The sequence below is a fragment of the Thermodesulfobacteriota bacterium genome (assembly GCA_035559815.1).
Taxonomy (GTDB): domain Bacteria; phylum Desulfobacterota_D; class UBA1144; order Nemesobacterales; family CSP1-2; genus DATMAT01.
In genome coordinates this window covers 1-25636 of the sequence record DATMAT010000034.1, presented here as the reverse complement: position 1 = coordinate 25636, position 25636 = coordinate 1, and the positions used below count along the sequence as shown (strand labels likewise).

The 25636-nt window shown below is 45.6% G+C and carries 26 protein-coding genes; 12 read left to right on the top strand and 14 right to left on the bottom strand.

Annotated features, from left to right (window positions below; genetic code table 11):
• Positions 1–61: 61 nt before the first annotated feature.
• The 3 genes from argJ to mgtE all read right to left on the bottom strand — a co-directional run bounded on the left by argJ (position 62) and on the right by mgtE (position 3477).
• Positions 62–1243, bottom strand: coding sequence for a bifunctional glutamate N-acetyltransferase/amino-acid acetyltransferase ArgJ (argJ, locus tag VNN20_09590; GenBank protein HWP92436.1), 1182 nt, complete (start codon positions 1241–1243; stop codon positions 62–64).
• Positions 1240–1944 carry a DNA repair protein RecO gene (gene recO, locus VNN20_09585; GenBank protein HWP92435.1) on the bottom strand — a complete coding sequence of 235 codons (705 nt, stop codon included), beginning with the start codon at positions 1942–1944 and terminating at the stop codon, positions 1240–1242. Before recO ends, argJ begins: the two co-directional genes overlap by 4 nt.
• 180 nt (positions 1945–2124) lie before the next feature.
• Positions 2125–3477 carry a magnesium transporter gene (gene mgtE / locus VNN20_09580; protein ID HWP92434.1) on the bottom strand — a complete coding sequence of 451 codons (1353 nt, stop codon included), beginning with the start codon at positions 3475–3477 and terminating at the stop codon, positions 2125–2127.
• Positions 3478–3733: 256 nt separating this feature from the next.
• On the opposite strand from mgtE, the gene VNN20_09575 reads away from it, so the two are divergent.
• From VNN20_09575 to VNN20_09560, 4 genes are all read left to right on the top strand, one after another.
• Positions 3734–5347: a CTP synthase gene (locus tag VNN20_09575; GenBank protein ID HWP92433.1), complete on the top strand. Its 1614-nt coding sequence runs from the start codon at positions 3734–3736 to the stop codon at positions 5345–5347.
• Between the two features lie 158 nt (positions 5348–5505).
• Positions 5506–5898 carry a nuclear transport factor 2 family protein gene (locus VNN20_09570; protein HWP92432.1) on the top strand — a complete coding sequence of 131 codons (393 nt, stop codon included), beginning with the start codon at positions 5506–5508 and terminating at the stop codon, positions 5896–5898.
• A 258-nt stretch (positions 5899–6156) separates the two neighbouring features.
• Positions 6157–7059, top strand: coding sequence for a DUF2726 domain-containing protein (locus VNN20_09565; protein ID HWP92431.1), 903 nt, complete (start codon positions 6157–6159; stop codon positions 7057–7059).
• A gap of 131 nt (positions 7060–7190) precedes the next feature.
• The gene (locus VNN20_09560; protein ID HWP92430.1) at positions 7191–7400 is read left to right on the top strand and encodes a DUF2283 domain-containing protein; all 210 of its coding nucleotides are present in this window, start codon (positions 7191–7193) and stop codon (positions 7398–7400) included.
• A 281-nt stretch (positions 7401–7681) separates the two neighbouring features.
• On the opposite strand, the gene VNN20_09555 is transcribed toward VNN20_09560, so the two are convergent.
• On the bottom strand, positions 7682–8788 hold the full coding sequence (locus tag VNN20_09555; GenBank protein ID HWP92429.1) for an SH3 domain-containing protein: 1107 nt from the start codon (positions 8786–8788) through the stop codon (positions 7682–7684).
• 310 nt (positions 8789–9098) lie between these two features.
• On the opposite strand from VNN20_09555, the gene VNN20_09550 reads away from it, so the two are divergent.
• Positions 9099–10250: a hypothetical protein gene (locus VNN20_09550; GenBank protein ID HWP92428.1), complete on the top strand. Its 1152-nt coding sequence runs from the start codon at positions 9099–9101 to the stop codon at positions 10248–10250.
• 438 nt (positions 10251–10688) lie between these two features.
• On the opposite strand, the gene VNN20_09545 is transcribed toward VNN20_09550, so the two are convergent.
• Positions 10689–12320, bottom strand: a complete 1632-nt coding sequence (locus VNN20_09545; protein ID HWP92427.1) for an arylsulfotransferase family protein — start codon at positions 12318–12320, stop codon at positions 10689–10691.
• Positions 12321–12541: 221 nt separating this feature from the next.
• Between VNN20_09545 and VNN20_09540 the strand changes: the two genes are divergently transcribed.
• Both VNN20_09540 and VNN20_09535 read left to right on the top strand, forming a co-directional pair.
• Entirely contained in the window at positions 12542–12961 is a 420-nt protein-coding gene (locus tag VNN20_09540) for a nuclear transport factor 2 family protein (GenBank protein ID HWP92426.1), read from the top strand.
• A gap of 164 nt (positions 12962–13125) precedes the next feature.
• On the top strand, positions 13126–14022 hold the full coding sequence (locus tag VNN20_09535) for an oxaloacetate decarboxylase (protein HWP92425.1): 897 nt from the start codon (positions 13126–13128) through the stop codon (positions 14020–14022).
• A gap of 25 nt (positions 14023–14047) precedes the next feature.
• On the opposite strand, the gene VNN20_09530 is transcribed toward VNN20_09535, so the two are convergent.
• From VNN20_09530 to VNN20_09510, 5 genes are all read right to left on the bottom strand, one after another.
• Positions 14048–15454, bottom strand: coding sequence for a YdgA family protein (locus VNN20_09530; protein ID HWP92424.1), 1407 nt, complete (start codon positions 15452–15454; stop codon positions 14048–14050).
• 123 nt (positions 15455–15577) lie between these two features.
• Positions 15578–15973, bottom strand: coding sequence for a copper-binding protein (locus VNN20_09525; GenBank protein ID HWP92423.1), 396 nt, complete (start codon positions 15971–15973; stop codon positions 15578–15580).
• A gap of 26 nt (positions 15974–15999) precedes the next feature.
• Positions 16000–16839: a deoxyribonuclease IV gene (locus VNN20_09520; protein HWP92422.1), complete on the bottom strand. Its 840-nt coding sequence runs from the start codon at positions 16837–16839 to the stop codon at positions 16000–16002.
• Between the two features lie 626 nt (positions 16840–17465).
• Positions 17466–17648, bottom strand: a complete 183-nt coding sequence (locus VNN20_09515) for a hypothetical protein (protein ID HWP92421.1) — start codon at positions 17646–17648, stop codon at positions 17466–17468.
• Positions 17635–17853 (bottom strand): hypothetical protein, encoded by a 219-nt coding sequence (locus VNN20_09510; protein HWP92420.1) that lies wholly within the window; start codon positions 17851–17853, stop codon positions 17635–17637. Before VNN20_09510 ends, VNN20_09515 begins: the two co-directional genes overlap by 14 nt.
• 670 nt (positions 17854–18523) lie before the next feature.
• On the opposite strand from VNN20_09510, the gene VNN20_09505 reads away from it, so the two are divergent.
• Positions 18524–18961 carry a hypothetical protein gene (locus VNN20_09505; GenBank protein ID HWP92419.1) on the top strand — a complete coding sequence of 146 codons (438 nt, stop codon included), beginning with the start codon at positions 18524–18526 and terminating at the stop codon, positions 18959–18961.
• Positions 18962–19137: 176 nt separating this feature from the next.
• On the opposite strand, the gene moaD is transcribed toward VNN20_09505, so the two are convergent.
• The gene (gene moaD / locus VNN20_09500) at positions 19138–19365 is read right to left on the bottom strand and encodes a molybdopterin converting factor subunit 1 (GenBank protein HWP92418.1); all 228 of its coding nucleotides are present in this window, start codon (positions 19363–19365) and stop codon (positions 19138–19140) included.
• 630 nt (positions 19366–19995) lie between these two features.
• Here moaD and VNN20_09495 point away from each other — a divergent pair.
• A complete protein-coding gene (locus VNN20_09495; GenBank protein ID HWP92417.1) occupies positions 19996–20274 on the top strand; it encodes a hypothetical protein in 279 nt (92 codons plus the stop codon).
• A gap of 271 nt (positions 20275–20545) precedes the next feature.
• Entirely contained in the window at positions 20546–21067 is a 522-nt protein-coding gene (locus VNN20_09490) for a hypothetical protein (GenBank protein ID HWP92416.1), read from the top strand.
• 18 nt (positions 21068–21085) lie between these two features.
• On the opposite strand, the gene VNN20_09485 is transcribed toward VNN20_09490, so the two are convergent.
• The gene (locus VNN20_09485) at positions 21086–21826 is read right to left on the bottom strand and encodes an NYN domain-containing protein (GenBank protein HWP92415.1); all 741 of its coding nucleotides are present in this window, start codon (positions 21824–21826) and stop codon (positions 21086–21088) included.
• 541 nt (positions 21827–22367) lie between these two features.
• On the opposite strand from VNN20_09485, the gene VNN20_09480 reads away from it, so the two are divergent.
• Positions 22368–23627, top strand: coding sequence for an FAD-binding oxidoreductase (locus VNN20_09480; protein HWP92414.1), 1260 nt, complete (start codon positions 22368–22370; stop codon positions 23625–23627).
• Positions 23628–23686: 59 nt separating this feature from the next.
• On the opposite strand, the gene VNN20_09475 is transcribed toward VNN20_09480, so the two are convergent.
• Positions 23687–23995, bottom strand: coding sequence for a non-heme iron oxygenase ferredoxin subunit (locus VNN20_09475; GenBank protein HWP92413.1), 309 nt, complete (start codon positions 23993–23995; stop codon positions 23687–23689).
• A gap of 198 nt (positions 23996–24193) precedes the next feature.
• On the opposite strand from VNN20_09475, the gene VNN20_09470 reads away from it, so the two are divergent.
• The gene (locus VNN20_09470) at positions 24194–24529 is read left to right on the top strand and encodes a Rieske 2Fe-2S domain-containing protein (GenBank protein ID HWP92412.1); all 336 of its coding nucleotides are present in this window, start codon (positions 24194–24196) and stop codon (positions 24527–24529) included.
• Here VNN20_09470 and VNN20_09465 read toward each other — a convergent pair.
• Positions 24526–25293: a formyltransferase family protein gene (locus VNN20_09465; protein HWP92411.1), complete on the bottom strand. Its 768-nt coding sequence runs from the start codon at positions 25291–25293 to the stop codon at positions 24526–24528. The two genes, VNN20_09470 and VNN20_09465, sit on opposite strands and share 4 nt — an antisense overlap.
• Positions 25294–25636: the final 343 nt, after the last annotated feature.

The window sequence follows — 25636 nt, the reverse complement described above, 5'->3', positions numbered from 1 at the left end:
CCTGAAAGTTCGACTCTAGCTAAGCCGTCTTTGTATCATGTCCGGCAATCCGTAGTTGATCTTATGTTCTATAGTGCGCATTAATTTTCAGGTAATCCATGGTGATGTCGCTGGCGATGACGAAGTGGCTCGACTTACCATCCTTAAGGTCTAAGGTAATGGGGAAATTAGGCTCTTTGAGGACATGGTTAACCTCTCTCTCATCCATCACCTCGACCCCGTTTTTCACCACCCTATGCTGTCCGAAGTATAAGTCCACCTTCGAAGGGTTGAACCTGACCCCCGCTCTTCCCGCTGCCGCCAGCACTCTACCCCAGTTTGCATCCTCCCCGTAAAAAGCGGTCTTCACCAGAAGTGATGAACCTATAACCCTGGCAATCTTCTCGGCGTCTTTTTGGGTCTTTGTACCTTTCACTATTATCTTTACCACCTTCGTCGCTCCCTCTCCGTCCCGCACTATCATCTCGGCGATCTCACCGGTCAGTTCGTTCAGGGTTTTTTCGAGCCTCTTGTAATTCTTATCCCCTTCTTTTACCGGCTTATTCCCAAGGAAGCCATTTGACAGCATGAGCACCGTGTCGTTCGTGGAAGTGTCTCCGTCGACTATTATTCGGTTGAAAGAGTTGTCCACCGAGTTTCGGAGAGCTTTCTTTAATGTCTTACTCTCCATGTCGATATCGGTAAGGATGAAGCAGAGCATCGTGGCCATCTGGGGGGCGATCATCCCCGCGCCTTTTCCGATAGCGCAGATGGTGCCTACCTTTCCTCCGTCGATCTTCACCCGGGCCGACGCATACTTAGGAAACTTATCCGTGGTCATTATGGCTTCCGCGGTGTGGATTAATCCCTCTTCGCTTAGGTTTGATGTAAGCTCAGGAATGGCCTTTACGATTTTGTCCATCTGAAGGTATACACCGATTACGCCGGTCGAGGATGGAATTACCAGGTTTTCCTGGATTTTCAGCTCATCGGCGACCGTTTTTGCGGTAAGCTTTGCATCCTTTAATCCCCTTTGCCCGGTCGATACGTTGGCATTCCCGCTATTTATGACGACGGCCTGGCACAAACCGCTTTTGATCCTTTCCATTCCCACCAGGACCGGTGCGGCTTTTACTATATTGGTGGTAAAAACGGCCGCCGCCTTTGCCGGTATTTTTGAGAATATAAGCCCTAAATCCTTCTTGCCATTCTTCTTTACCCCTGAGGATACTCCAGAGCCGAGGAAGCCCGGAACCTTTATCATCGCATCATCTCCTCTATGAATTTGGACGATTTAATCTCCTTGCCGGTATGGTACTCGGTAAATCTGTAGAGCATTCTGATAAAATCAAAGGCCCTTTCCGCATTCATCTCATTCGAGCCTATGCTTGAGAGAGAATTCTTAGAAAGTAAAAACCCGTTTGATTTATCTCCTCTGCATTCACTGCAAAGAACCCCTCCCTTGGCTATGCTGAAGACTCCTTCGTCAACCGGCTTTCCGCAACCGGCACAATTATCAAAATTGGGCTTATATCCGGAGTAGGATAGGAGCGAGACCTGAAAATTCAAAATCTTGGAGGGGAGGTGGTTGTCCTTGCTCAAGCTTGATAGGGTATGAACAAGTAGCTCGAATATATTATTGTTCGGCTCCTCTTCGGGGAGGGTTATATCTACATTCTCCAGCACGAAGTTGCCCCAGGCGAATAGCTCGATGTCTTCCATGATATTGGAGAAGACTCTTATCATCTCGGCGTCTTCGATAAACTTCATACCACCCGGCTTTTGGCTGAACCTGATGCGGAGATGAACGAATGGTTCGAGCCTTCCGCCGAAGCGCTTCCTACTTTTCTTGGCGTTCTTTGCCAGCCCGCGGATCTTTCCAAAGTCCCGGGTAAAAGCGGAGACAATGTAATCCGCCTCGCTGTATTCGGATTTCCGGAGAATAAAGGCCTCGGATGTTTGCATCGAAGATATTATTGCCTAAAAGTGAGTACTTCGCCACTAAGGCACGATGACACTAAGGAAATTGTTAACGAGTTTGCTGGTTATCGTGTTCACGGGTTTATTTTTAAACCAGTTAACCCGTAACACGGTAACCTATAAACAGTTTTTTCTCCGTGTCTTTGTGGTCTAAAGTTGTTTTCATCAAAAAATCAACATGGCGATGAAAAGATAAAATACCGACCCGAAGATATCGTTAAACATGGTCAGAAAAGGGCCGGATGCGGCGGCCGGGTCGAACTTCAGCTTGTAAAGAACGAGAGGTGCAGCGGCTCCGATGAACGATGTGGCGATGATAGCGGAGAGCATGGACACGAAGATGGCAAAAGCCAGTCTTATGACCTCGGGCTCGTTCATGCTTATGATTGCGCCTAATACAGCGGCCACTGTGCCGCATATCGCTCCCAGGAAAAACCCTTCTTTGACCTCGGAGAGAATCAGTTTGAACAAATGTCCAACGTTGATCGTCCCCATCCCCAGGCCTCTTACCACGATGGTGGTGGTCTGTAGCCCCACGTTTCCCCCGGTGGCCATTATCGCCGGCATGAATGCGGCCAGGATGGCCACCTTCTCCAGGGTAGGTTTGAAGGCGTAAATGATCACGAATGCAATGAGCAGTTCTCCGAAAAGGGTTAAAAGAAGCCAGGGGGCCCGCAGTCTTATCCTGGTTATGGTGGGTGTAAAGATGGGATGGAGATATTCCTGGACGCCGGCAAAACGGTATATGTCTTCCGAGGCTTCCTCGGTGATTACGTCTATGACATCGTCGGCGGTGATGCGGCCCAAAAGCCTTCCCTCATCATCTACAACCGGAAGCGAAACTATGTCGTATTTTTTGAATATGTTGGCCACCTCTTCCTGGTCTATAAAAGGCGTTACCGTAACCTCGACCGGCTCCATTATATCTCCCACCCTGGTCATCGGGTTAGCCAGAATCAGTTTCTCTAGCGGCACCACGCCCAGCAGTCTCTCGCCGTTCTCCGTCACATAAATCTCGTGGAAGTCCTCCACATCGTTGGCAATGAGCCTTACCCAGTTAATCGTGTCCTTTACGGTGGAGTCGTTGGTAACCTCGACCAGCTCGGTCTGCATGATTCCGCCGGCCGTGTCGTCCGGGTATTTGAGCAGGGTCTCCACTTCCCGGACATCCTCGGGCGTCAGCTTGGCCAGTACGGTTTTAGCCTTGTCCTCGGGTAATTCGGCGATGAGGTCCGCGGCATCGTCCGAGTCCATTTCTCCGACGATGTCTGCGATTTTCTCGAGGCCTAACTCCTCTAAGATCTCTTGTCTCTGCTCGCTCTCTATCTCCAGAATAACTTGGGAAAGCGTTTCATTATCCAGGGTGTTTAGCAGCTTGGAACGTTTATCCGATTCTATGGAGTGAATTACGTGGGCTATCTCGGAAGGGTGGATAGAAGATAGGACGCTCCTGACCTCTTCGAGGTTTCCTTCTTCGATACTCCTGGATATCTGTTCGGTCAGCTCTTCTGCTTCCATAATGATGATATTTCTTCGATTCGAGGTTTAAACAAGATACTTTATAGGAGAACAGGTAAAAGTAAAGCTTGGGTTGTATTAAGTTTTACGTTTATACCGCTTTAGTCGGGATACGGAATTTTATCTTAATAATAGAAGGCAAGTTGCAAGAATGTTTAGTTTTGAATATATTTAATGGAAATTCTTTCTTTAATCTAATTTTCAGGATGCTCCCACACCCCGACTTTGAAAATCTCTTGAAGGTGAACTCCTCAATATGAATAAAACCAAATTCATCTTTGTCACCGGCGGCGTCATGTCTTCTCTGGGAAAAGGACTCGCCGCCGCATCGATAGGTGCGCTTCTGGAAAGCCGCGGGCTCCGGGTAACCCTACAGAAATTAGACCCTTACATAAACGTCGACCCGGGGACGATGAACCCCTTTCAACACGGAGAGGTTTACGTCACCGACGACGGCGCCGAGACCGATTTAGACCTGGGGCATTATCAGCGTTTTACCCATGCTAATCTGACCAAGAAGAATAACTTCACCACCGGGAAGGTTTATAACTCGGTGATATCCAAAGAGAGGGAAGGGTATTATCTGGGTCAAACCGTACAGGTCATACCCCACATCACCGACGAGATAAAATCGAGGATTCTGGATGTAGCCGACGACAACGACGTGGTTATCGTAGAAATAGGCGGGACGGTCGGAGATATCGAGAGCCTTCCATTTCTTGAGGCGGTGAGACAACTGAGGTCTGACCTGGGAAGGACAAACACCTTGTTTATTCATCTTACCTATGTCCCCTATATCTCCGCAGCCGGCGAGCTGAAGACAAAGCCTACCCAGCACAGCGTGAAGGAGTTACTACAGATAGGAATACAGCCCGACGTCATCCTCTGCCGCACGGACCGGTTTCTTTCAAAAGGGATAAAGGAGAAGATCGCCCTCTTCTGTAACGTCAGGATAGAGGCGGTAATAACCGCAAAGGACGTGGAAACCATCTATGAGGTTCCGCTTATCTTTCACCAGGAAGGCCTTGACGAGATTATAGTCGAGTCTCTCAATATGTGGACGAGAAGGCCGGATATATCGCACTGGCAGGCAATTGCGGATAAGGCTAACAACCTCGGCTCCGACGTGACCATTGGGGTCGTGGGTAAATACGTTAGCTTGAAGGATGCCTACAAGAGTCTTCATGAGGCACTCGCCCACGGCGGCATCGCCAATGATTCCAGGGTGGTGATAAAGTATGTCGATTCTGAGGAAATAGAGTCTAAGGGAGCGGAAGCGCTCCTCGGCGATGTTCACGGGGTTCTAGTTCCCGGTGGCTTCGGGAAGCGCGGCTTTGAGGGAAAGATTCAGGCGGTCAGTTTTGCCCGGAAGCGTAACGTGCCCTTTTTCGGGATATGCCTGGGAATGCAGATGGCCGTCGTCGAATTTGCCAGGAATATCTGCGGTCTTAAAGATGCCCATACGAGTGAATTTGGCCCTGATGTGGCTAATCCGGTTATCGACCTCATGGAAGGGCAGAAGTCTATAAGGGAGAAAGGGGGAACGATGAGGTTAGGGGCTTATCCCTGTGTTCTGAAAAAAGATACATTCGCCTACAGCGCCTACAATGCCGATGAAATCTCCGAGCGGCACAGACACCGGTACGAGGTCAACAACCGTTACCATGAAATGTTTGAGAAAAACGGCCTGGTTCTAAGCGGTATGTCACCTGATGGAAAGCTGGTGGAGATTATTGAGATACGAAATCATCCCTGGTTCGTAGGATGCCAATTCCATCCCGAATTCAAGTCCACCCCCCTAAATCCGCATCCGCTTTTCCGGGATTTCATAAAAGTAGCGATGGAGTATAAGTCGTCCCTTTTGGCGTGAACTAGCTGTCCACTATTACTTCCTTTAAACAGTGTCCATGCTACAAAGTCTTAACCCCGTTGAAAGTTCACCGCTTGATCGGCGCTCAGCTAAATCAGGAATGCCGGCCCCAAGCGTAACCGGTGAACGAATGCATATCTAAGTAGGAGGAAACAGTTATGACCGCCAAGGACTTCGTCAGTCAACTATTCCACCGCTGGGAACAAGAAGATGGGCAGAGCTTTTTCGATGCCCTGGCTGAGGACGTGCACTGGACAGCTATTGGGAACACCCCGATTTCGGGCACTTACACGAGCCGGACAGAATACTTTGAGAAAGTCTATCACCCGCTCTTTGCCTTGTTCACAGGACCGGTCCGGTGCCAGGTGAAGAAGATTATTGCTGAGGGGGACACGGTAGTGGTCCAGTGGCACGGGGAGACCCCAACCCACTCCGGGCGACCATATATCCAGGATTATTGCTGGGTGATACAGGTAGAGGGCGAAACCATCAAGGAGGTCTACGGCTACTTCGATACCGCAGCGGTGCTGGAGTTACTAGGCTCGTCTTGAACGCCACCAGGGAAAATGTTTTTTGTTTGGAGTCTGGGCGTGGTCTCAACTTTTGATATTACCATGATAAGGTGGAGCGAAATCGAATGTTGTAAATAAAATGGTTGCGTCCCTTTAATTAGAAAATGTTTTTATTTATACTCCTAAACAGATGGAAAAGTGATATGCCTGTTCACATAACACCCCATATTGCGGTAACTATAGTAACTTTAGTTCGTCAAATTAATAGTTCTAGCTACAACTATTAACATAGAACAGATGAATCGGTCGATTTTTGATAGTGAAGAAGAGAAAAAGCTTTATAAGAAATTAAAGTCACGTTGGAGTAAGTATGTTGAAGTATATCCTCAGATTCCTGTAAAAAATGTTATTGGATACCGACAAATTAAATCGTTTGACATGCCTAAAAAGGCCATAGAGTATTTATTAAAAGCCGCATTCGATATTGTTGTGTGTGAATTGCATACCGCAGTACCCATATTGGCTGTTGAATTTGATGGAATTGGGCAAGGATTCTCGCAAGATCTTCAGTATATTTCCAAAGTAGTTCCACTGAACGATCCTTATAGAAAATTAAAGATAGAAAGAAAACTAGAAGCTTGCTTTCTCTCTGATATTCCCATTGTAGTAATATCATTTGAGGAGTCTGAGCTTTTGAAACAAAGTAGGGATATGCTAATGGTAATAGATGCAATTATTGGGCGGGCCCTTGAGCATCAATATTACAAAAAAAATTATTCATACCACTCGCAAAAGCTATCTGAAGCTTTTGAAAGGGGTGGGACTGATGCGTCGGATATGTATTTTGTAGAAATGACAATCAGAGCGGAACAAGCAAATCCTATCAAGCGAAAGACAAAAGAAATTGTGGAAAAGTTTCCTTTCTGGCAGGAACAAATAATTTTTCCTACAAAGAAAGGCGATAGAATAGAAGGTCGTTTTTCTCTATTCTCCGAAATTGAAAGAAGAGATGATAAATTAAAGCGCAAAGTTTTAGCGTTTGTAGATATAGCCATGCGTGACGTTAATTTTTATAGTTGCAATGACTGGGAGATTTTCAACAGTATCGGAGAATACTGTTTAGCACGTAAGATAGAGGAGGAAGTAGGTACAGACCTAAAAGCATGGCAACATTTAATTGAAAAAGCGGAATGGGTCTAGAAACACAAGAATGTTTGTTTGGTTTTTTGGTTTGGGGTCTGGTCTCAACTTTTGACATTACCATGATAAAGTAGAAAAAATTGAATTTTGAGACCCGACCCTCTCCATGCTTTTATAATTAAGCAGGAAGAATGATGAAAATTGGATATTTTTCGGATACGGATACAGCGCTAATAGAATTTTCCGATGCACCGGTAGCTGAAACGAAAGAGATTACGGAAAACCTTTATATTGACTTAGATAAAAATGGCAATCTGGTAAGCATGACCATTGAGCATGCAAAAAAGCAGGCTCACATTTCGGAAATATCGTTTTTACAAATGGAAAAGAAATCAATTTAACAATTTTAACTTTTCTTTACCTGTCATTTCGACCGGAGGGAGAAATCTTAGCGGAGTAGTGTTTGGTAATTAGCAATTAGGGCATATTTCCTAGTTATGATTTAAGATTCCTCACATGCGTTCGGAATGACAAGAAAGTGAGAACCCTTGGAACTTAACTGAATTCCTCACCAGTTCCCTCACCGGATTTTATTCCTTCGTTTCATTTAGGAAGGATTCGGGGCAGGGTTCGGAATTGACAGTTACTTCTATCGATTGGTGATAAAAATTCGCAAATTTATTCACCTAACCTCCCTCACCACCTTCTTCGAAATCCAGCCAACTGTTCCGTCCCAGGTCTGAATTTTTATCCAGTTGCCGCGCTCCGCGTCGAGCCTTTCAAATATTTCACCTTCTTTAACTACGGAGAAAACGGGATAATCTATTCCCGGCCCGCCCCTTACGTAAGCGCCTGCTCCGATGACAGTCAAGAGTTTTTTCTGAGAAGGCGGTTGTTCGATTTTCTCCTCAACTTCTTCTGTCTCAGCCGGATTAGTTTCCGGAATTTCCTTCATCTCTTCCTGGCTGATTGTCTCTTCGCCTGTTCTTTCCTTCTCTTCACTAAATTCAACGACAACTTCTTCTGACGGCTCCTTCGGTAGTACGGCCTCTGGCCTCAGTTCTTCCCCGATTTCTTGGGGCTCCTTTTGATTATAGAAGAGCCATAGCCCGAAAAGGAGTGCAACAAAAATCAAAGATGCGAGTCCAATTGTTATTCCTTTATTTCCCCCTGTAATGTTCTTTGGTTGTCCTTCGGGGGGTGTTATCGGTGGTTTGTCAGCAGGGGATATACCCTTTGGCTCACCTTCCTCTGATTTCAGGGGAGTGATTTTCTTCTCGTTTGTTAAGGCTCCGAACTCCGCAAATGTCTTAGATAAGTTGCTCTGGAGTTCCTTTAGCCGGGAATCCAGTTCTATCTGGTTTGAACAGAGCTCCTGTGTATAGAGCCTGTGCGCCAATTCCAGGCTATTTATTTGCTCCTCGCTCGTTTTCTTTAGATTGTCGCTCATTTCTCTTGCATAAGCCAAATAATCTCCGAGAATAACCCTTAAGCGTTCAATTTTTTTATTTAATTTATAATTCGGGTCCTTACCTACTTCAGAAAGTATCTGGGTTGATTCATCGATTTCTTTCTCCAGCTCAAGGAGGGTTATGGTAAAGCTAGACAGACTTTTCTGAAACTCTGCTGACCTGGCTCTAAGGTATTCGGTGTGCTTCTCCAAAATAGATTTTGACTGGGAGATGAGGCTAAGGGTCTTGATAAGACGAATCAGGTCGAGCTCAAAATCATGGGAGAGCCTGCTTAATTCTTTGTTCATTAACTCTTCGATTTCGTCTTTATTTTTCATGTATCGAATCCATGAGGTTTGAGTTTTCTTACATTTTACAGATATCTTTCTCCGTGATGTCCTTTATTCATTGCTCTTTGACAACCCTCTTATTGTTCTGCCCCCCGGCGAAACGAGTTATGGTAATTATAAATGATTTGGCAAAAAGTGAGGGAGTAAAACCTTGCCTTGACGTAATACCGGACTTGTTGTAGCATCACGGAAATCCAGCGATTTCGGCATAATACGTTTTTTTACAGTCCAATTGGAGGTTAACTGTGGGACTAAACCCGGATATTACAGCGGGATGCCGCTATTTCCCTGATTGCCCATGAAAGGAAAGATTACTCTTATCCTCATCGTTACGGGAGTAATAGCGGCTTCTGCCTTTCTTGGCCTTTCCAAAGACTATCGTTCTATTTGGACTATCTGGCGAATCCCGCTAATGGAGCTTAATTTTGCCGACTTGAGAAACTTGACCGGAGGGGCGGAGTCTTTGGCCGCCGATTATGACCCGTTATATAGAAATCCGGGTGACCCATGGGGAAGAAGAATGAATCAGCCAAGGCTGGTTCAATACATAATTTCCAACTTAGAACTCAATCAAAGTCATACCGCCTTCATTGGCATTCTTTTTATCTCCCTTTTCCTCTTGGGAGTTTTCATATCGTTCAAGGCGATCAATATTATGACAGCCTTACTACTGGCCGTGGTTATTTTCTCTCCTGCGGTTATGCTCGGAGTCGAGCGTGGCAACCACGACCTTTTCATATTTTTTCTGGTGTCTTTAGCACTTTCCACCTCCAATTTCGCGATAATATCTATGAGTATTTTGTTGTTTGCTTCTTTCATCAAATTCTATCCGGTCTTCGCCCTGCCTTATTTCCTGAAATATGACCGGAGAAGGTTCTGGCTGATGTTCCTGAGTTTCGTGGGAGCTTTTGTGCTATATTTGGCCATTAACTGGCCGGATTTAGCCCAGATCTTCCGTACCACTCAAAAAGGTTCGGGTGTTTTAGCCTATGGGTCAAGAAGCTACTTTTCTATAGGTTTATTGCCCTCGTTTATTCCCATCGCCACAATTATGGCCGGTTGTTTGATGCTACACGTCTATAAGATAAATTCAAAAGGAGTTTCGCAGGACGATGTTAGTTATATTGATGCCTTCAGGGTCGGGGCAGGAATTTACGTCGGCACATTTTTTTTGGGCAATAATTGGGCTTACCGGCTTATGTTTTTAATCTTTACGATACCGCAGTTGGTATCCTGGAAAGATGACCCGGAAAGGAGATTTATTTCGGTGTTAACTTTAACCGGGATAATCGTTTCTTGCTGGACAATATGGTTCAGGGGTTTAATCCCTCGGCCGGTGCTTTCCGGTATAGACGAGGTCTTTAACTGGCTTATATTTTCGACCTTGTTTTATCTCCTAATAAGCACTATGTCCTCGTGGCTTCGGAATTATATGGTTAATTCCCGGTAATGTCCGGATATCATCTCTAAATGTAAGGAGCTGCGTTATTGGTAATAATCAAGATTTGATTTGTCGGACGAGGCCGGGATAAGTTACATTTTTCCAATAAATTACCACAATCACCTTCAGCGTATGCAAGTCCGCTCGTTACTTCGTGGAATTAACGCTGAGTTTATCGAACGTGCTCATGGTTCGACGGAGTTTATGCTGAGTGCTTCGATTCCTCAGCATAAACTTTGCCGAAGTGCTCACCATGAAGGAGGGGGAAAAACTCAAAGTATTATCCCTTCACCCTGAGCGGAGACGAAGGGTGATTGAAAGACCCATGGTTTGACGGAGTTTATTACTTCGATTGGTATTCAGAGTGAGATTTGGACAATTAAAATCGTCCTGTTAGATGCGACTGGCAAGGCAGTGTCTGTTTGGTTAACTTCTAGTTATTACATATTATTTTAGCCTACCAAGGATAGCATAATCTTTAGGGTGGGTAAGTCTCAACATGCGGTATATTGCCGCTCTTGTCCCTTCCTCGGTGTCTATCTCCGGGTTGTAGAACTCCCATACGATTTGTCCATTATTGGTAATTTCAAAAACACGCCCGCTGTCACTCTCGGTAATAAGGGTGTTCCCATTTGGCAACCGCTGGTTAGCCCCTCTGGTCGGAGAGTGAAATTGACCTGGGGGATTTGCCCTATATTTCCATACAATTTTTTTTGTGAGCGGGTCGAGTTCTATTATGCGAGAATATTCTCTTTTCTGGCCGTTGTCATAAATCAGGATATTTCCGTTTTCTAATAAACTGGGGTGGTGCGGCTTGCTTAGCCTCCTCCGCCCCCAGCTCCAGATGAGGTCTTCATTCTCCAAATCTATTATCCCGATAAGATTCAAATTCCGGACGGCAATCAATATGTCTCCTTTTTTGCACAACCCGTTGATGCTTCTGTTTATTATTTCAATAGTATTGGTATGAAGAATATCGACGAGGTCAGCACCGTAAAAAATATAATCACCTTCTAACTTTCGCCGGACTATTTCCCATAGATTTTTAGGGTTAATTATCCAAAGGTATATTTTAGTTACCACATTAAAGGGAACTCCTTTTTTTAAAACTTTAAAAAGAGAGATCTCTCTTTTAATCTCACCATTCGGAGATAAGACCACGATATAATCATTAAGAATAGGCACGGGCAAGCCGGATATGAAAACCATCTCTTCTTTTCTTCTCAAGGCATAAATATCTTTATTTTGAGCAATAGCTATATCGTGATGAAAAGGCATTTTCACAACCCACTTGATATTGGAATTCCAATCTAATCTTAGGAGCATAGCGTCCTCGACGATGGATAATAAATCGCCGTTATTATCCATCTCTATATGATGCCAGGTGTCATCTTCGTTCATTTTTGCCGACCAGGTGTGTAATATGTCTCCGGACATATCCATAAGGTAGGCTTTTGACAAGTTCGTAGAGTTATATATGTTCACGCCTTTAAAGGATTGCCTTTGGTCGTGAATAGTGACCCCGGATTTTTGTATGGTTTTCTCCGCGGGAACCCAGGTCAGGTATGGCAAAGACTTGATTTCTTCATGAGAAGATGGCACGACATCTTTATCGCTAATTGAACCGACGATTGTCAGTAGAGAGACGAACAAAATAAATGAAGCTGTGCCTATTAATATACTCTTCCCGTTCGGCTTTAACAGATTCCATCCTAAAAATGCTGAGAAAAGCAATATTCCCGCATTTCCCAGTAAGCTTACGGGATGAAATTTATTATAGGGCAAAAAGTAGTGGTTGATTGTCCAGCCAGCTATGAGGAAAAAAATAAGATAGGCCAGAATATATACCCTATATGTCCACTTATCATTTCCATAAACACCTGCCTTATCCGGTGGGAGTATTTCCCAAAAAAGGTCTGTCAAGAGCAAGAAGAAAGTAATTAACAAACAAAACGTGGCAATGGCAAAAAATAAGATAAAAAGGAAAGGGGTATTCATAAACCCTATAACATAAAGCCCTATGATATAACAAATAATTCCTGCTGCGAATAGTGTGCTAATTTTTATCTTAGGCCTCATTCACAATTCCTTACATTATCCGGTTTCATTCGCAAATTCTCCTCTGGCCCGGACTCTAGGCAGTCTTCAAGCAGTTTTTTCTTTTTGCTCCTGGTTTGAAATTCCACTTATTTTAGCATAGGATAAATCGGCGGTTTGCAGTATAACATCCTTTTTGGGATATCATGACGGATGTTTACAGGCTAATAACAGTTCAACCGGCTACTGCAGGAGGTTATGAGATGAAAACTATGAACCGAGAGATGATGGACAAGCTCGTCAGCGACCACTTCATGTACGAGGCGGCCGACGATGTCGAGGGAGTGCTTGGAACCCTTACAGAAGATGCCGAGCACGAGTTGATAGGGGGGCCGGATGGCCCGCTTCGAGGGAAAGCGGCGATTCGTGGCTTTTATGAACGGTTGTTTCCCTGCCTCAAAGACGGCAGCGTCGAGCCGGTAATGCGCCTCTACGGGGACGACTTTCTGGTCGACGAGAGTATCTGGACCGGCTATCTGGTGGATGGACGGCCTTTCAAACTGGATGGCAAGGCCGGTAGGGTGCGCCTCCGGCTCCTCCACGTCTTTAAGCTCAGGGAGGGGTTCATCGAGAAGGAAAATGTCTGGTTTGACTTCGACGACCTCAAGCGTCAACTGGACTGACCCGGCCAGCAAGTCGCTGCGGACGCAGCCGTCGAGCCGGTTAACGATTGCTTATCTGAATAGGGAAGGAATTGTTATGATCGCCAACCTGAAAAAGACTTGACCTGACAACCTTTCTGGTTAGTATTCAGAACTAGCTGATATAAATCGTTGGAGCTCTCGCTTTGACTCAAGGACATAGGCTAAGGGAAATACTAAAGAGGCCGGGCATACTGGTTCTCCCCGGGGTTTACGATTGTATCGGAGCCAGGCTCGCCGAGCGAATTGGGTTTGAGGTGGTGTTCACCAGCGGGTTCGGCGTATCCGGCTCGACGCTGGGTAGACCCGACTACGGCTTTCTTACCGCAACCGAGATGCTATGGAGCGTCGAGCGTATCGCCAGGTCGGTGAGTGTCCCACTGGTGGCGGATATCGACACCGGTTATGGAAACCCCCTTAACGTTATCCGAACGGTGACGGATGTAGTCAGGGCTGGCGCGGCCGGAATAATATTGGAGGACCAGGAGTGGCCCAAGAAGTGCGGCCACTTCGAGGGGAAAGCGGTAATTCCGATGGAGGAGCATGTTGAGAAAATTCATGCGGCGGTGTATGCCCGCGAGGATAGCGGCTTGGTGATTATAGCCAGGACCGATGCACGCGCCCCTCTCGGACTGGATGAGGCGATTCGTAGAGGCCGGGCCTACTTCCATGCCGGTGCGGACATCGTCTTTATCGAGGCCCCACAATCGGTGGATGAGCTTAGGAAGATAGCCTCGTCGTTTCCGGACATCCCTCTTTTTGCCAACATGGTTGAAGGCGGGAAAACCCCTTTACTTAGCGCTGGGGAATTAGAAGGGTTGGGGTTCAAGATAGCCGTATTCCCGCTCTCCGGGTTATTCGCGGCCACGAGGGCAATGGAGGCTTGCTTCCGTCATCTCAGGGAAAAAGGCACTACATCAGGTTTTACCAATAGCTACTCATTCAGAGAGTTTGAAGAACTCGTCGGGGTTACAGGATATCGGGAACTGGAGGAGAGGTTTAGTGCATTTGCCGATGCACCGGTTAAGAAGGAAACGGAATGATCACCCTTTATATGAGGTATCTTGGCTATCCGGAAAACGGCGTTTCCATGGGTTGGCCGTTTAGTTTAAACACGCCCCTCTCGTAGCTTGCGTCCAATTTAAGATTCTCGCCTTCGGGTATTAGTATCTTTTGCTCGATGAGCTTCTTGACTTGCTCGGAGGCAGCGGCTTTTGACAACTCGTTTATATCTTCACCCTTTGGAACTTCGTCTAAGTCCTCAATTTTCTCTAACAGGTTTTTTCGGGCTAGATTTTGGAGTATAGATTCGGTAAGGGCTTCTGGAATGGTAAACCCGGCCTCTGCCTTCACGGACATAAGGAGGAGGAAAGGGATTTTAGCTATCTTCGGGTTACTGCCATCTATGGTTACTTTTGCCCGGCCGGAAGCTTCTCCCTTGTCCGTTTTTAAGCTCAGTTTGGCCAGCTCGACCTCCGGGGAATTTTTGATAAGGTCAGGCAGAATGTCTATTATCTTACCTATGAGTAAATCCCGCTCCGTCTCGTTGGATGTATCCATACCCTGGGTTTCCCTGAGCATCTTTTGAAGCTTTGCCCATGCCGAGGGGTCGATGTTCCGTATGATTATTTCATAATAACCGGGCCCATAGTTTTCCGCCCCGGTATTGAGATTCTCAAAAGAGAATGTGCTCTTGGCAACCAGGTTGTCCCCGGTTAGCTCAGTCCCGCCGTAGAGTTTCAACTGCTCAATCGAGTAGCGCTCTTGGGGCTTCCTGTTTTCTACGTTCACATTCCCGATCGTAAGATTCATATCACCGGTCGGGTTATAGAGGTCGGGTACATGGCTACGGAGTTGGGAATCAAATTCAATCCCTTTTATGGATAATTCAAATTCATCGCTGGTTAATTCGAGACCGGGAGATTTGATATCGGTGGTTATTTGTCTAAAGTTCGGGCTGAACTTAGCCGAGCCGTAAACCCCTTGCCACTTTATAGAGCCGTTTCCCTCCCGGTCTTGATGGGCGAATGGCGGCATGGATATTAGGCTTTCCCCGTGACCTTTGATTTCGACCGTTGTTTTTATCTGGGGCGGCGGCATCTCGGCTAATAAATCGGTTAGTTCATTCCCGGTCCCCGGGATGGTCCTTATGGTGCTGTTGATTATTGCCTGTACCGGTTTCAGCCGGGAATCCCGGCCAATCAGCTCCCTTATAGGTATTGGCCCATGGCTGATGCGGTCGTTTAATATTAAACTTGCTATTTTTTTAGTCCCTACCCGTATTCCCAATTCCGTCTCGGCTTCTGAGCTGAACCAACCTCGGTTATATTTTCTTTTAATTATCTCGACATTCCCGTATTGGGAAAGCCCTTCCTGGATGTTTTTGTACGTCTTCTCCGCCTCTACACCGAACCAGTAGGTCGTACCAACCACTGCCAGGACGATTAATGCAACGAAGATCAGAATAACCCTCATTCGACCTTCCCGTAACTTGAGAATTCCTTGTGTCTTGCTCCAGGGTGGTTCATTTAAAAGACTACGACGAAATTATAGGCCCGCCTAAGGAAACAGGCAATGTGATCCGGCGATTATAAGGTTTCACTGTTTCTCTATGCTTACTACGGTGAGGCTTGTTTCCGTTTCCTTGAGTTTTAGTTTCACCCTGTCTTCTTGCCGGAGAGTGCTGAGCTGTTCCGGGCTCTCGACCTCATAGCTCATTATCATGGCCCTCATAAATCCGGGCATCTCATCCTGGTCGATAACAACTCGGTTTCCGGTAATGAGCTTTAATGTACCGGTGGCATGGTGATATTTGGGCCACTCTTCCCCTGCGGATTTCGGCGCATGCTGCCAGGACTTTGCCATTTCCTGCTTTAGTTTCAACACATCTTCGGCTATGAGTTTCTGCTCATTTTGCAGTTCCCTTATAAGATAGCCGGTTATGGCCAGAGTAAGGACGGCGATTATCAGGGCGATTATGGATAGTGCTTTCATTCAAGAATACCTTTTGTCCTTGGAATTTACTTTTTCTTAAGGCTCCTCAACTTCTTCAAATTCATTATATCGTCTCCCACCTTTTCGAGAGGGGTCTCGATTATCAGGTCTATGTCTTTAAGATGAGGATTATTAACTATAGTTGCAAAGCCATCGATTCCAATCCTGCCCTTGCCTATGTGCTCATGCCGGTCCTTTCTCTCCCCAAGCCCAACCTTCGAGTCGTTGCCGTGGAGCAGTTTAAGCTTGTCCAGGCCAACAATCGAGGAAAACCGTCTTAGTGTGGCTCTGAACGTCTCTTCGGTTCTAATGTCGTAGCCGGATGCAAACAGGTGCGCGGTGTCCAGGCATATCCCTAAATCGGGATTCCCCACCTTTTCCAGTATCTCGGCTAGTTCTTCAAAGGTATCGCCAATTATACTTCCCTGGCCGGCGGAATTTTCCAGAAGTAGTTTAGTTTTATTATAGTGTCCGTCTAAAACCCTTTTTAACCCATCTGTAACCTTCATGATCGCCTTTGATTTACCGGATACCTTCCCGCTCCCGATGTGGGTCACGACGTATTTTGCTTCTATTATGCTTCCTCTTGCCAGCTCTTCCTTGATTATGGAGACCGATGCCCAGCATGTCTCTTTGTTTTCCGAGGCCAGATTTATGAAATAGGGCGTATGTATGTAATAATCAAAAAGTTTGTACCGGGAGCATTCCTCGAAAAAGGCGTCAACCGTCTCCTGGTCGAGCCTGGAAGGGCTTCCACCCTGGGGCGGTCTTGTAAAAACTTGAAAACACTCGCAACCGAGTTCTCGGGCCCGCGATGGCGATTTCTCTATCCCTCCGGCGATGGAAACGTGAGCACCAAATTTCATCTATACAAACCCCGGTCTTTAGTCTCTAATAAAATACATAATTTCTCCAAGGTTTGCCTGGTCCTGGAGATATTTATGGATATGTGTAATAGTCAGTATTTAACCAAACAGACACTGTGTTAGCGAGTCGGATGTAACGGAAAACCCTCAATTGTCCAAATGTTCCTCTGAGTACCGAGCGAAGTAATAAACTCCGTCGAACCACGGGTCTTTCCGTCACCCTTCGTCTCCGCTCAGGGTGAAGGGATAATACTTTGAGTTTTTCCCCCTCCTTCATGGTGAGCGCCTCGGCAAACTCAGCATAAACTCCGTCGAACCGTCAGCACGTTCGATAAACCCGGTGTAACCCCGCGAAGGAATAGACTTGTCGGGGAGTCTCTTCACATTTTTTTCTGCCATCCTGGGCGGCAGCGAAGGGTCTAGATTTTTTGGGGTTTCACTGCTGAGAATGACAGTGGTGACAATTTATCGGGAAGATGCAGCTTCTCTCGGCGCCTCCGACATTAATTCTTGACTATTGCAGTTTATGAGGTTTGGTGGGTTCCGGTAATTTTTAGGATTTAAATGTTCTTAGGAAAGCGGGATAAACCCGGTTACAGAGCGGTGAGGATTAGGGGGTTAATTTATTACAGATAGTTTTGGTACTTGTTTAAATCTATGTAATTCATTACCTCCGGTTTTTTGTTTATCGAAAAAAGCGGCGGAAGCACACCTCGGAATATTATTCCCGGATGTGGTTTTTTAAGCCAGCCCTTTTCTTCTACCATTAGCATCTTTGGCTTACCTCGCCACGATTCAAGACTTTCCATTTAACCACTTTTCCATCCAGGCCTTAGTCTTCTCGGCCAATTCCTTGCTAGAAGTATAGGACACGTATTTGTCGTCTATATATATTCTCCAGTATGTAATCGGGCCTTGTGCCTTCTTTAACTCTTCTTCCTTTCCATATCTAGCCACCGGTGCCGTGAAATCGTAACCCGGGTCGACCGTAAAAGGAGCGATTGTTATTGTCATCTTACTTGAACCTCCTTGTGCAATTTAAACGTCACGATAATTTATTATGCAAATTACATGCCATTAGTTAATTTAATCACCGCTTGAATGTTTTCAAGGACTTGGATACATAAAAGGGATAGAAGAATGCTACAAATTGCGGCAGATTAAGTACCAGGGTTCTATGCATATAAATTTTTGTGCTTCGGGCGGATTGACCGACACGGACTGATCTGGGTTAGGCTTGCTCCCACGAGTGTCTAATTAAGTGGCTGGAAGGGGAATATTTCGAGAAATCAGGAAGTAAATGATTTTGATCAGTTTCGCGGTTTACTTCCTAGTCAGGACCTTCTAATTATATGATCTATGTCCAAATCTTATCCGTTCAAACAGCTTTTCTACCCCCCTTGCTAAGCCTGTGCTGAGGAAGTCGAAGCAGGGGGAATTAAAGAGGTGTTCCTTATTTTCTTTAAACAAGTTTCTGGGACCTATAAACCAGGCGGAATCAAATGACAATTTTCGTCATGTAAGACTATTTTATGCCGACTCGCTCCTACCTCGATCCATCTAAGGATTATGGAGCCGACAAAAATTGGTGGGTTTCCAGTTCGTTAGGTGGGATGGTGGTTTTTCTCTCGACGGTATATACTTTGCCTGTCTATTGAAAAAACTATGCCGGGAGGAAACAAAAATGAGTTGCAAAGGACATAATAAGGTTAGATCAATCCTTTTATTGGCTTTTATCATCTTTTCCGTGCTTTCAGTTTTTCTTGAGGGTAAGGTCAGGGCGGAGCAGGAAGGGAAAAATGTTCCAGGTATTAATATCACTGACTATTCCTTCTATGCGGCTTGGGGAATGGCTACTATGCATAATGTGACAATCGAGAACCCAACCGACGTGGCTTATAAGGGACTCAAAGTAAAGATAGATTATTACCTATCCTATTACCCTACAGAACCATACAGTGCAACGGTGGTTATACCGGTTACCCTGCCTCCCAACAGTAAAAATACTTACTTCCGGAACGGGCTACCCAGCCTGATAGTAAACCCGAACGGAATATACGGTATGCATCTCGTTGCGGGGAAAATAGAGGTGCTTGAGGCAGTGCCCGACTCGGCGATCTGAGCAGGTTTTCCCACTGTTTTAGTATAGGAAAATCAAAAGCCCATACCGAAACCGGCAAACCGCTGTCCATTAGTCTATTCCAAGGAGGTTTACTCCTCTCTTCGGGAATAGGTCCTGGGAAAGGGAGAGGTTTCTGCTATTTCCTTAATGGCTTCTGGGGAATGGCGTTCTCCCGGTTATCCACCGCTTACAGGGGGAATGAAGACTATTTCATCGCCTTCCTTTAATTCGGTGTCCTTCTCTACATATTCTCCGTTTATGGCAAAGAGCACGCGGAAGTTACGGTTTTGTGGAATCTTATCCTTGAATTGGTCCCAAAGTGCACTGACAGTTGTTCCATCCTCAACTTCGATTTCTTCTTCGTCGATACCGAAGGCCTCTCTAAGATATGCGAATAGTCTCAACCTCACTCTCATCCTTTTGTAAATATACACGATGGGTGGCACGATTTTTATAAACCAATTTCTGAAGGTACCTTACTGCATGAGTCATTTTGTGAAACTATATTGAAGCTCCAAACCGTAGGGCATTAATAAAAGTGTAAGCAGTCTCACGTGCTATTGGAGTCCTGTCCTGAATAATATGAGGTAGACCAATTTTATCATTCCGAATCCTGTCCTGAATCCTTCGGCTTCCTCAGGATAAACTCCCGTGAGGGAGCTTATGAGGAATTTTATTCGGTTCCAGAGATTTTTTCCTTCCCGTCATTCACGTGAAGCTTTGTCCTGGCCTAGGCGGGGAGTGGAACTCCACCGATCTGTCATTCCCGCGGAAGCGGGAATCCAGTATTTTAATTATGGATCCCCGATTAATGCGTTCGGGGATGACATACAGAGAGGAACACCCAATCCAGTCGGGGATCAATCCTGTCATGAGCACCTCGGCTTTAGTCGGTGTAGACTCCTTTGAAGGGAGGGATTGTGGATAAAAAGTTAATTTTGTGCTTCTCCATCTGAGTCCTGCAGAGCTCTATCTAGTATTCTTGAAAGGTTATCTGTACCGACCTCCCCATTACTGTCATAAAGGACCTTCCCATGTCCGTCAATTATGGTTACATGAGGAATGTAATTGCGATAGAAACGGCTCTTGAGCTTCTTCCGGTCGTCGGATATTTCAGTATCCAGGTGGATGGCTATGAAATCTACCCTTCCCTCATAGCTCCGGTAAAGCTCGACGGTCCTCCTCGCCTGGCGCTTGGAGTTGTAGCACTCACGATGATTAAGATTATGTGGGCGGGCTTACCGGGATTAACCTTTCCGTCGGCCATGTTGACCCTGGTTATCAAAGGCCCGTCGTTTGAATCACTGGAGTAATCGAGGCTGGGGTTCAGCTTTAGCTCGGTAGCTCCGTAGCTAGATGGGAGTAGGAAAGGATACGTCAGGGTCAAAATGGCAGCGAAAATCAGTGTCTTGTTAATGACAGTCTCCTCACTTTTAGGCTTAAGTCTTTAGATTCAAGTAGTATAAAAAGTTTACAGTGTAATTGAATAGGTTAGGTATTGGCTATTGGATTGAATCGGCCATCTATTTGTGCTATTTTGAAGATGAAATTGGGGTTCATTGACTCATATGTAGATTGACCTTAATGCTCCAGGTTATTACCGAGGCATCCGTGGGCAAAAAGAACACAACCAAAGCAAGGGTAAAAATTCTTAACGGCTTGAAAAGTAAGGATGTTATCGAGCTTCTGGAGGCGCTTGAAGGGGTTAAACTAGGCCTCGACCGCCTTTATTACTATGAAGAAATCGGGTTGATAGTTCCAAGCATAAGAAAAAGCCAGGGTAGGGGAATACCCAGGTTATATTCGGTCGAGGATTTTATTATGCTGAGGTGGTTGGTGTCGCTTCAAAGGCAAGGGGTTTCGGTCCAGCGCTTTAGGGGAGTTATCGAGTTTCTCAAGGAGAAGATGCCCGATGCTCTTAAAAAGCCCCAGAATTGTGTTTTGATCACCGACGGTACCTCCATCAAATTCTTCGACAAAGTCTCATCCCGGGCGCTCGACGTGCTACGGGACACCGGCCAGTATCTCTTTGTTTTCCCGGTGGGCAAGATAGCTGAGCAAAGTGAGAAGGCAATCCAAAAGCTCGAAATCCAAAGAAAGGCCTAGGTCATCTGCGAAGTCAGGCTATTTTAGTTTTATATAAACCGATTTTCCGGCATCCTTGGTGACTATCTCGAAATGTTCGGGTAGGGAACGGAATAAGGGGGTCATAGTTCTGAAGCCGTAGCTCCTGGGGTCGAAGCTCGGGTCCAGTTTTCGGAGAGCTTCACCGATCTTACCCAGATAGGCTAGCTCATCTTCCTGAACTACCATATTGAACGCCTCTTTGAGTAAGCCGATCAATTCCTTGGTGGCAACCCCTGTTTTCTTCAAATCCTTCTCCGATTCCTCTGTTAATACATCCGCTTTATCACCTAGATTTTCTGTATAAACAAACAACTCACACGCTTTCACAAAGGGCTGCGGGGTCTTTTTCTGACCTATCCCCATCACGAAAACCCCCGATTCTCTTATCCTGGTGGCCAGCCTAGTGTAGTCGCTGTCACTGGAGACTATACAGAAGCCGTCGACTACTTTTTCATGAAGAATGTCCATTGCATCGATGATTAAAGAGCTGTCCGTAGAGTTTTTTCCGTAGGTGTATCTGAACTGTTGTATAGGCTGGACTGCGTAGGTGTGGAGGATGCTCTTCCATCCCTTCATGTGAGGGCTGGTCCAGTCTCCATAGATTCTTCTGATGGTGACAATCCCCTTTTTTGCCACCTCGCTCATAATATGCCCTAAGAGGTTGGGCTGGGCATTCTCTCCGTCTATCAGGACGGCTATCCTGAAATTGCTATCGCTGGTCTTGGTATCTTCTTGCATCTTTATCCCTTATCTATCTTTTTTCTACAATAACAATTGTCCCACGAGGAATGAACCCTTGTCAATAAAATCTTTATCCTGTTTTGGTTAAATGGGCAATACCACCGATGCTCAAAATAATCGGAAATCAAAAAATCTATACTTATGAAATAAGGCTTTTAGATGTATAAAAGGCTAATTTCAAATCAGGTTCCCTTTTTTCTTTTACGTTTTATGTAAACGCTGTCCAAATCATATCTGTTCGAATAAGCGATGTAAGTCCTGCTAACAGTAGTTTGTAGGAATGAGATTGCTTCGGTCGTGGAATTTATCCCTTCGGGGGGTTATTATGGCAGGCCTTGAGTACTTCCACTCGCTGCATAGGGTTTGGAATAAGTACATCAGCTCCCCCGCGAAGCAATCTCTTATCTTGGGCAAGTTTGGGACAATACAAGTTCTAGCACCGCTATATGATAAAATATTCGATAAAAGTTATATTTCTTAGTAGTTATTGGGTGATTCCAAATTTGTTCGGCGGAGATCGATCGAAAACGAGTAAATAATGTCAGATTATAGTTTTGATTTCCTTTTCATTGGCGGGGGTATCCTGGGGTCAGCCGGGGCGATGGCGCTGTCTCAGAGGCTGGAGGAGATGGGGCAAGGCGCTAGTATAGCGGTTATCGACCTGGACCTGGAGGGAGAACACTCATCCACGCTAAAAAATGCCGGCGGGGTAAGGGCTACCTGGCGAAACCGGGCGAATATAGAACTCTGCAGGTACTCGATAGATTTCTACGAAACCATTCGAGATGAAGTTCAGTTTCGCGAGCTTGGATACTTCTGGATGCACGACCGGGAATGGTGGGAGGAGATAAACAAGAATTACCCGCTTTACAAAGAATACGGGCTTCCGGTAGAGCTTCATCCCCCCAAGGCAGTTCCGGAGTTTTTACCATTCGTAGATAACCTGGAAGGCATAGCCGGACTTTCCATATCCAGAAAGGCAGGGCTAATCGACCATTATTCCTTGAGAGAGTATTACCGGAAACAGGCAAGAAAGAGGGGTGTTGTGTTTCTTGACCGGTGCTTTGTCAAAAAGATAGTGGTTAATAATAGTGAAGCAAGAGAGGTAATCGCGGACCAATTGAAAAAATCGGGCGATAACGAATCCGAGCAAATCAAAAAGTATTTGATCAACGGAGAGGTAGAAGCTTCCAAGGAAGAGATTTCGTTCAAGTGCGGTACCCTAATAAATACCGCCGGGGCCTGGTCTCCCCGAATCTCGAGGCTTTACGGATTTAATGACGAAGAGATTAAACCGCGCCGTAGACAAATGGTGGTTATAAAGTGCCCGGAAGTGGATTTATCCTCTTATGGAATATTAATAGATACGTCTGACGTTTATTTTCACAAGGATGCGGAGAATATACTTGCCGGCTATTCCAACATGGACGAGCCTTATGGATACAATCTCGAATACGGTTTCGGTGGGTTGGAGGAGGATAGCCTTTTCGTCAGGCATATTTGGCTTCCCCTATACCAGCGGATCAGCAAATTCGAGAGGGTTAAATTCTTGAGAGGGTGGGCCGGACTATATGCGGAAACCCCGGACCGTTCCGGTTATTTGGGGAAAGTTCCTGGGTTCAAAAATATATATGAATGCGGCGCACACACCGGAAGGGGATTGATGATTTCATACGGCGCAGGAACTGCTCTTTCCGACCTGATTCTGGAAGGCAAGTTTAGGGAGGAGCTTAAACATGCAAAGGACCTGTCCAGGGATAGACCTTCCGGGGACTTGTTCGAGGAACTGCACTTGTAGTATAAGCTTCGAGCATCGACCAATTATCTTTCTATCATGACCGATCATCGGTAGATTGTTTAAACCTCTATCTTTATCGTATTCCCCTCTACATGCACTTTGTATGCGTTGACCCCTTTTTGTGCAGGAGGCCCTAGCACTTCCCCCGTCTTCACGTTGAATTCGGCACCATGCCAGGGACAAATGACCCTGTCCCCTTCCAGCTCTCCCTCGCATAGCGGGCCGCCGACGTGGGTGCATTCGTTATCAATTGCATAGAAAGTCCCGTCGCAGTTAAACAAGGCTATCTCTTTTCCTTCTACCTCTATGAGCATGCCCTGGCCCGGCTCGATATCATCTGTTTTAGCCACTTCTACAAGCTTTGCCATGTCATCCTCCTGATTAACTTTTTTGAATACTAGAATTTATATCTTTTTAGGGAGTAAGGCAAGGAGTTAGTATTGAAGTCAAATGGTGTGGGTGTGTGGATGTATGGGCGGGTGGGCGTTTGTCTCTATTCTTCACTTGTATTTCTACTTTGTGGGGATAAAAGCACATACCGTTTCTTGTGTTAATATAAATCTATCTTGGCTAGAAGAAGTGAAAAAAAGCAATCAAGTAAAAAATTAGTCAAGGTAGCAAAACTCGGAGAAATCGGGCCGGGGCAGAGGAAGGTGGTTACGGTCAACGGGGCTGAGGTCGTAATATTCAACCTTGACGGAGAGCTCTACGCTATGAGTAACGTATGCCCGCACAAGGGGTATCCACTTACTTACGGCCCGGTCTTCGGCGATACTATCATGTGCCCGAACCATGGATATATGTTTAATGTGAAGACCGGCCATTGTTTAACCAAATCCTCTTATCCCATAAAAACATACAAAGTTATCACCGATGGTAATTCGATTAAGATTGAGCTTTAGGAAATTATATTCACGAATTGATACCCATCCTTCGGCATTTTTATGCCGTCTATATAAATGCTGTCTTCCTCGTCTATGCCCACCCTTCCCTTAGCAATAAGGTGATGAACGGTATATGGAAATATCTTCCATTCCCCCTCTCTCCTTATTTTTTCCTGCATCTCTCTTGAATCCTTTTCACTGAATTCCTCGAGCGATATGGGTGGTGATTGAACTATCGCCGGCCCGAACCGCTCACCCTCTCTTGCCAGAAATACGGTGCATTTAATCTCCTTTTCACCGGCTCTGAGTGCTTGAATGGACGCATCAACTCCCCTTACCCGGTAAGTTTTTGTCGTGTCTCCGGGATATAGGTTTACTATTTTGTCCCTGTATCTATTCATGAATAAGCTGCCCAATCTTCTCCTATAACCAGATAAAACTACCAGGTCCGGCGTGCAGACATCCTCTAAAAGACTGATGACGGAAGCGTCATAAAAATCTCTAATTTCATCGTCGTCCGGGTTCTTTTCTAGGATTTGAAAATAGGATTTTGAGCTCAGGCTGACGACCGGTATCCCCAACTCTCTGGCTATCTCCGCTCCCTTACAGCCAGGCATATTGGTAAAAACCACATCGATTCTTCCATAGTTTTTGTCTCCCAGCCCTTCTAACCTCTTTTGCTCCCGGTGTAAGGCAACGAAGTTCGTTCCGGACCCGGATAATAGAACGGCCATGCTCATCGGTCTTTCTTTCGGTTCGTGCAGCAATTTAATTTTGCTCATCTCCGTCAATTATGCGTATTCTTCTTCCGCTATCTAATATTACTTAAATATTCCATGATTACCTTATCATATCTGCGGGGACAGAAGCGGGTAGGGGTTTAAAATTTTGAACTCCTACTGTGACCGAGAAAAAGATGCCGTATCGTCCATCCTATCGTAAAAGTTGCTAATGCTTCATTAGAAATTTTTAATTTGCCTTGACCCACTGCTGTCCAAAATAATCAGGTATCAAGAAATCCATCCCCGTAAAACAAGGCTTTTAGACAGATAAAACCTCCTTTTCAAAACCAGGTTACCCCTCTTTTGTCTGTTTACTCTGCATATGCTGTCCAAATCACATACC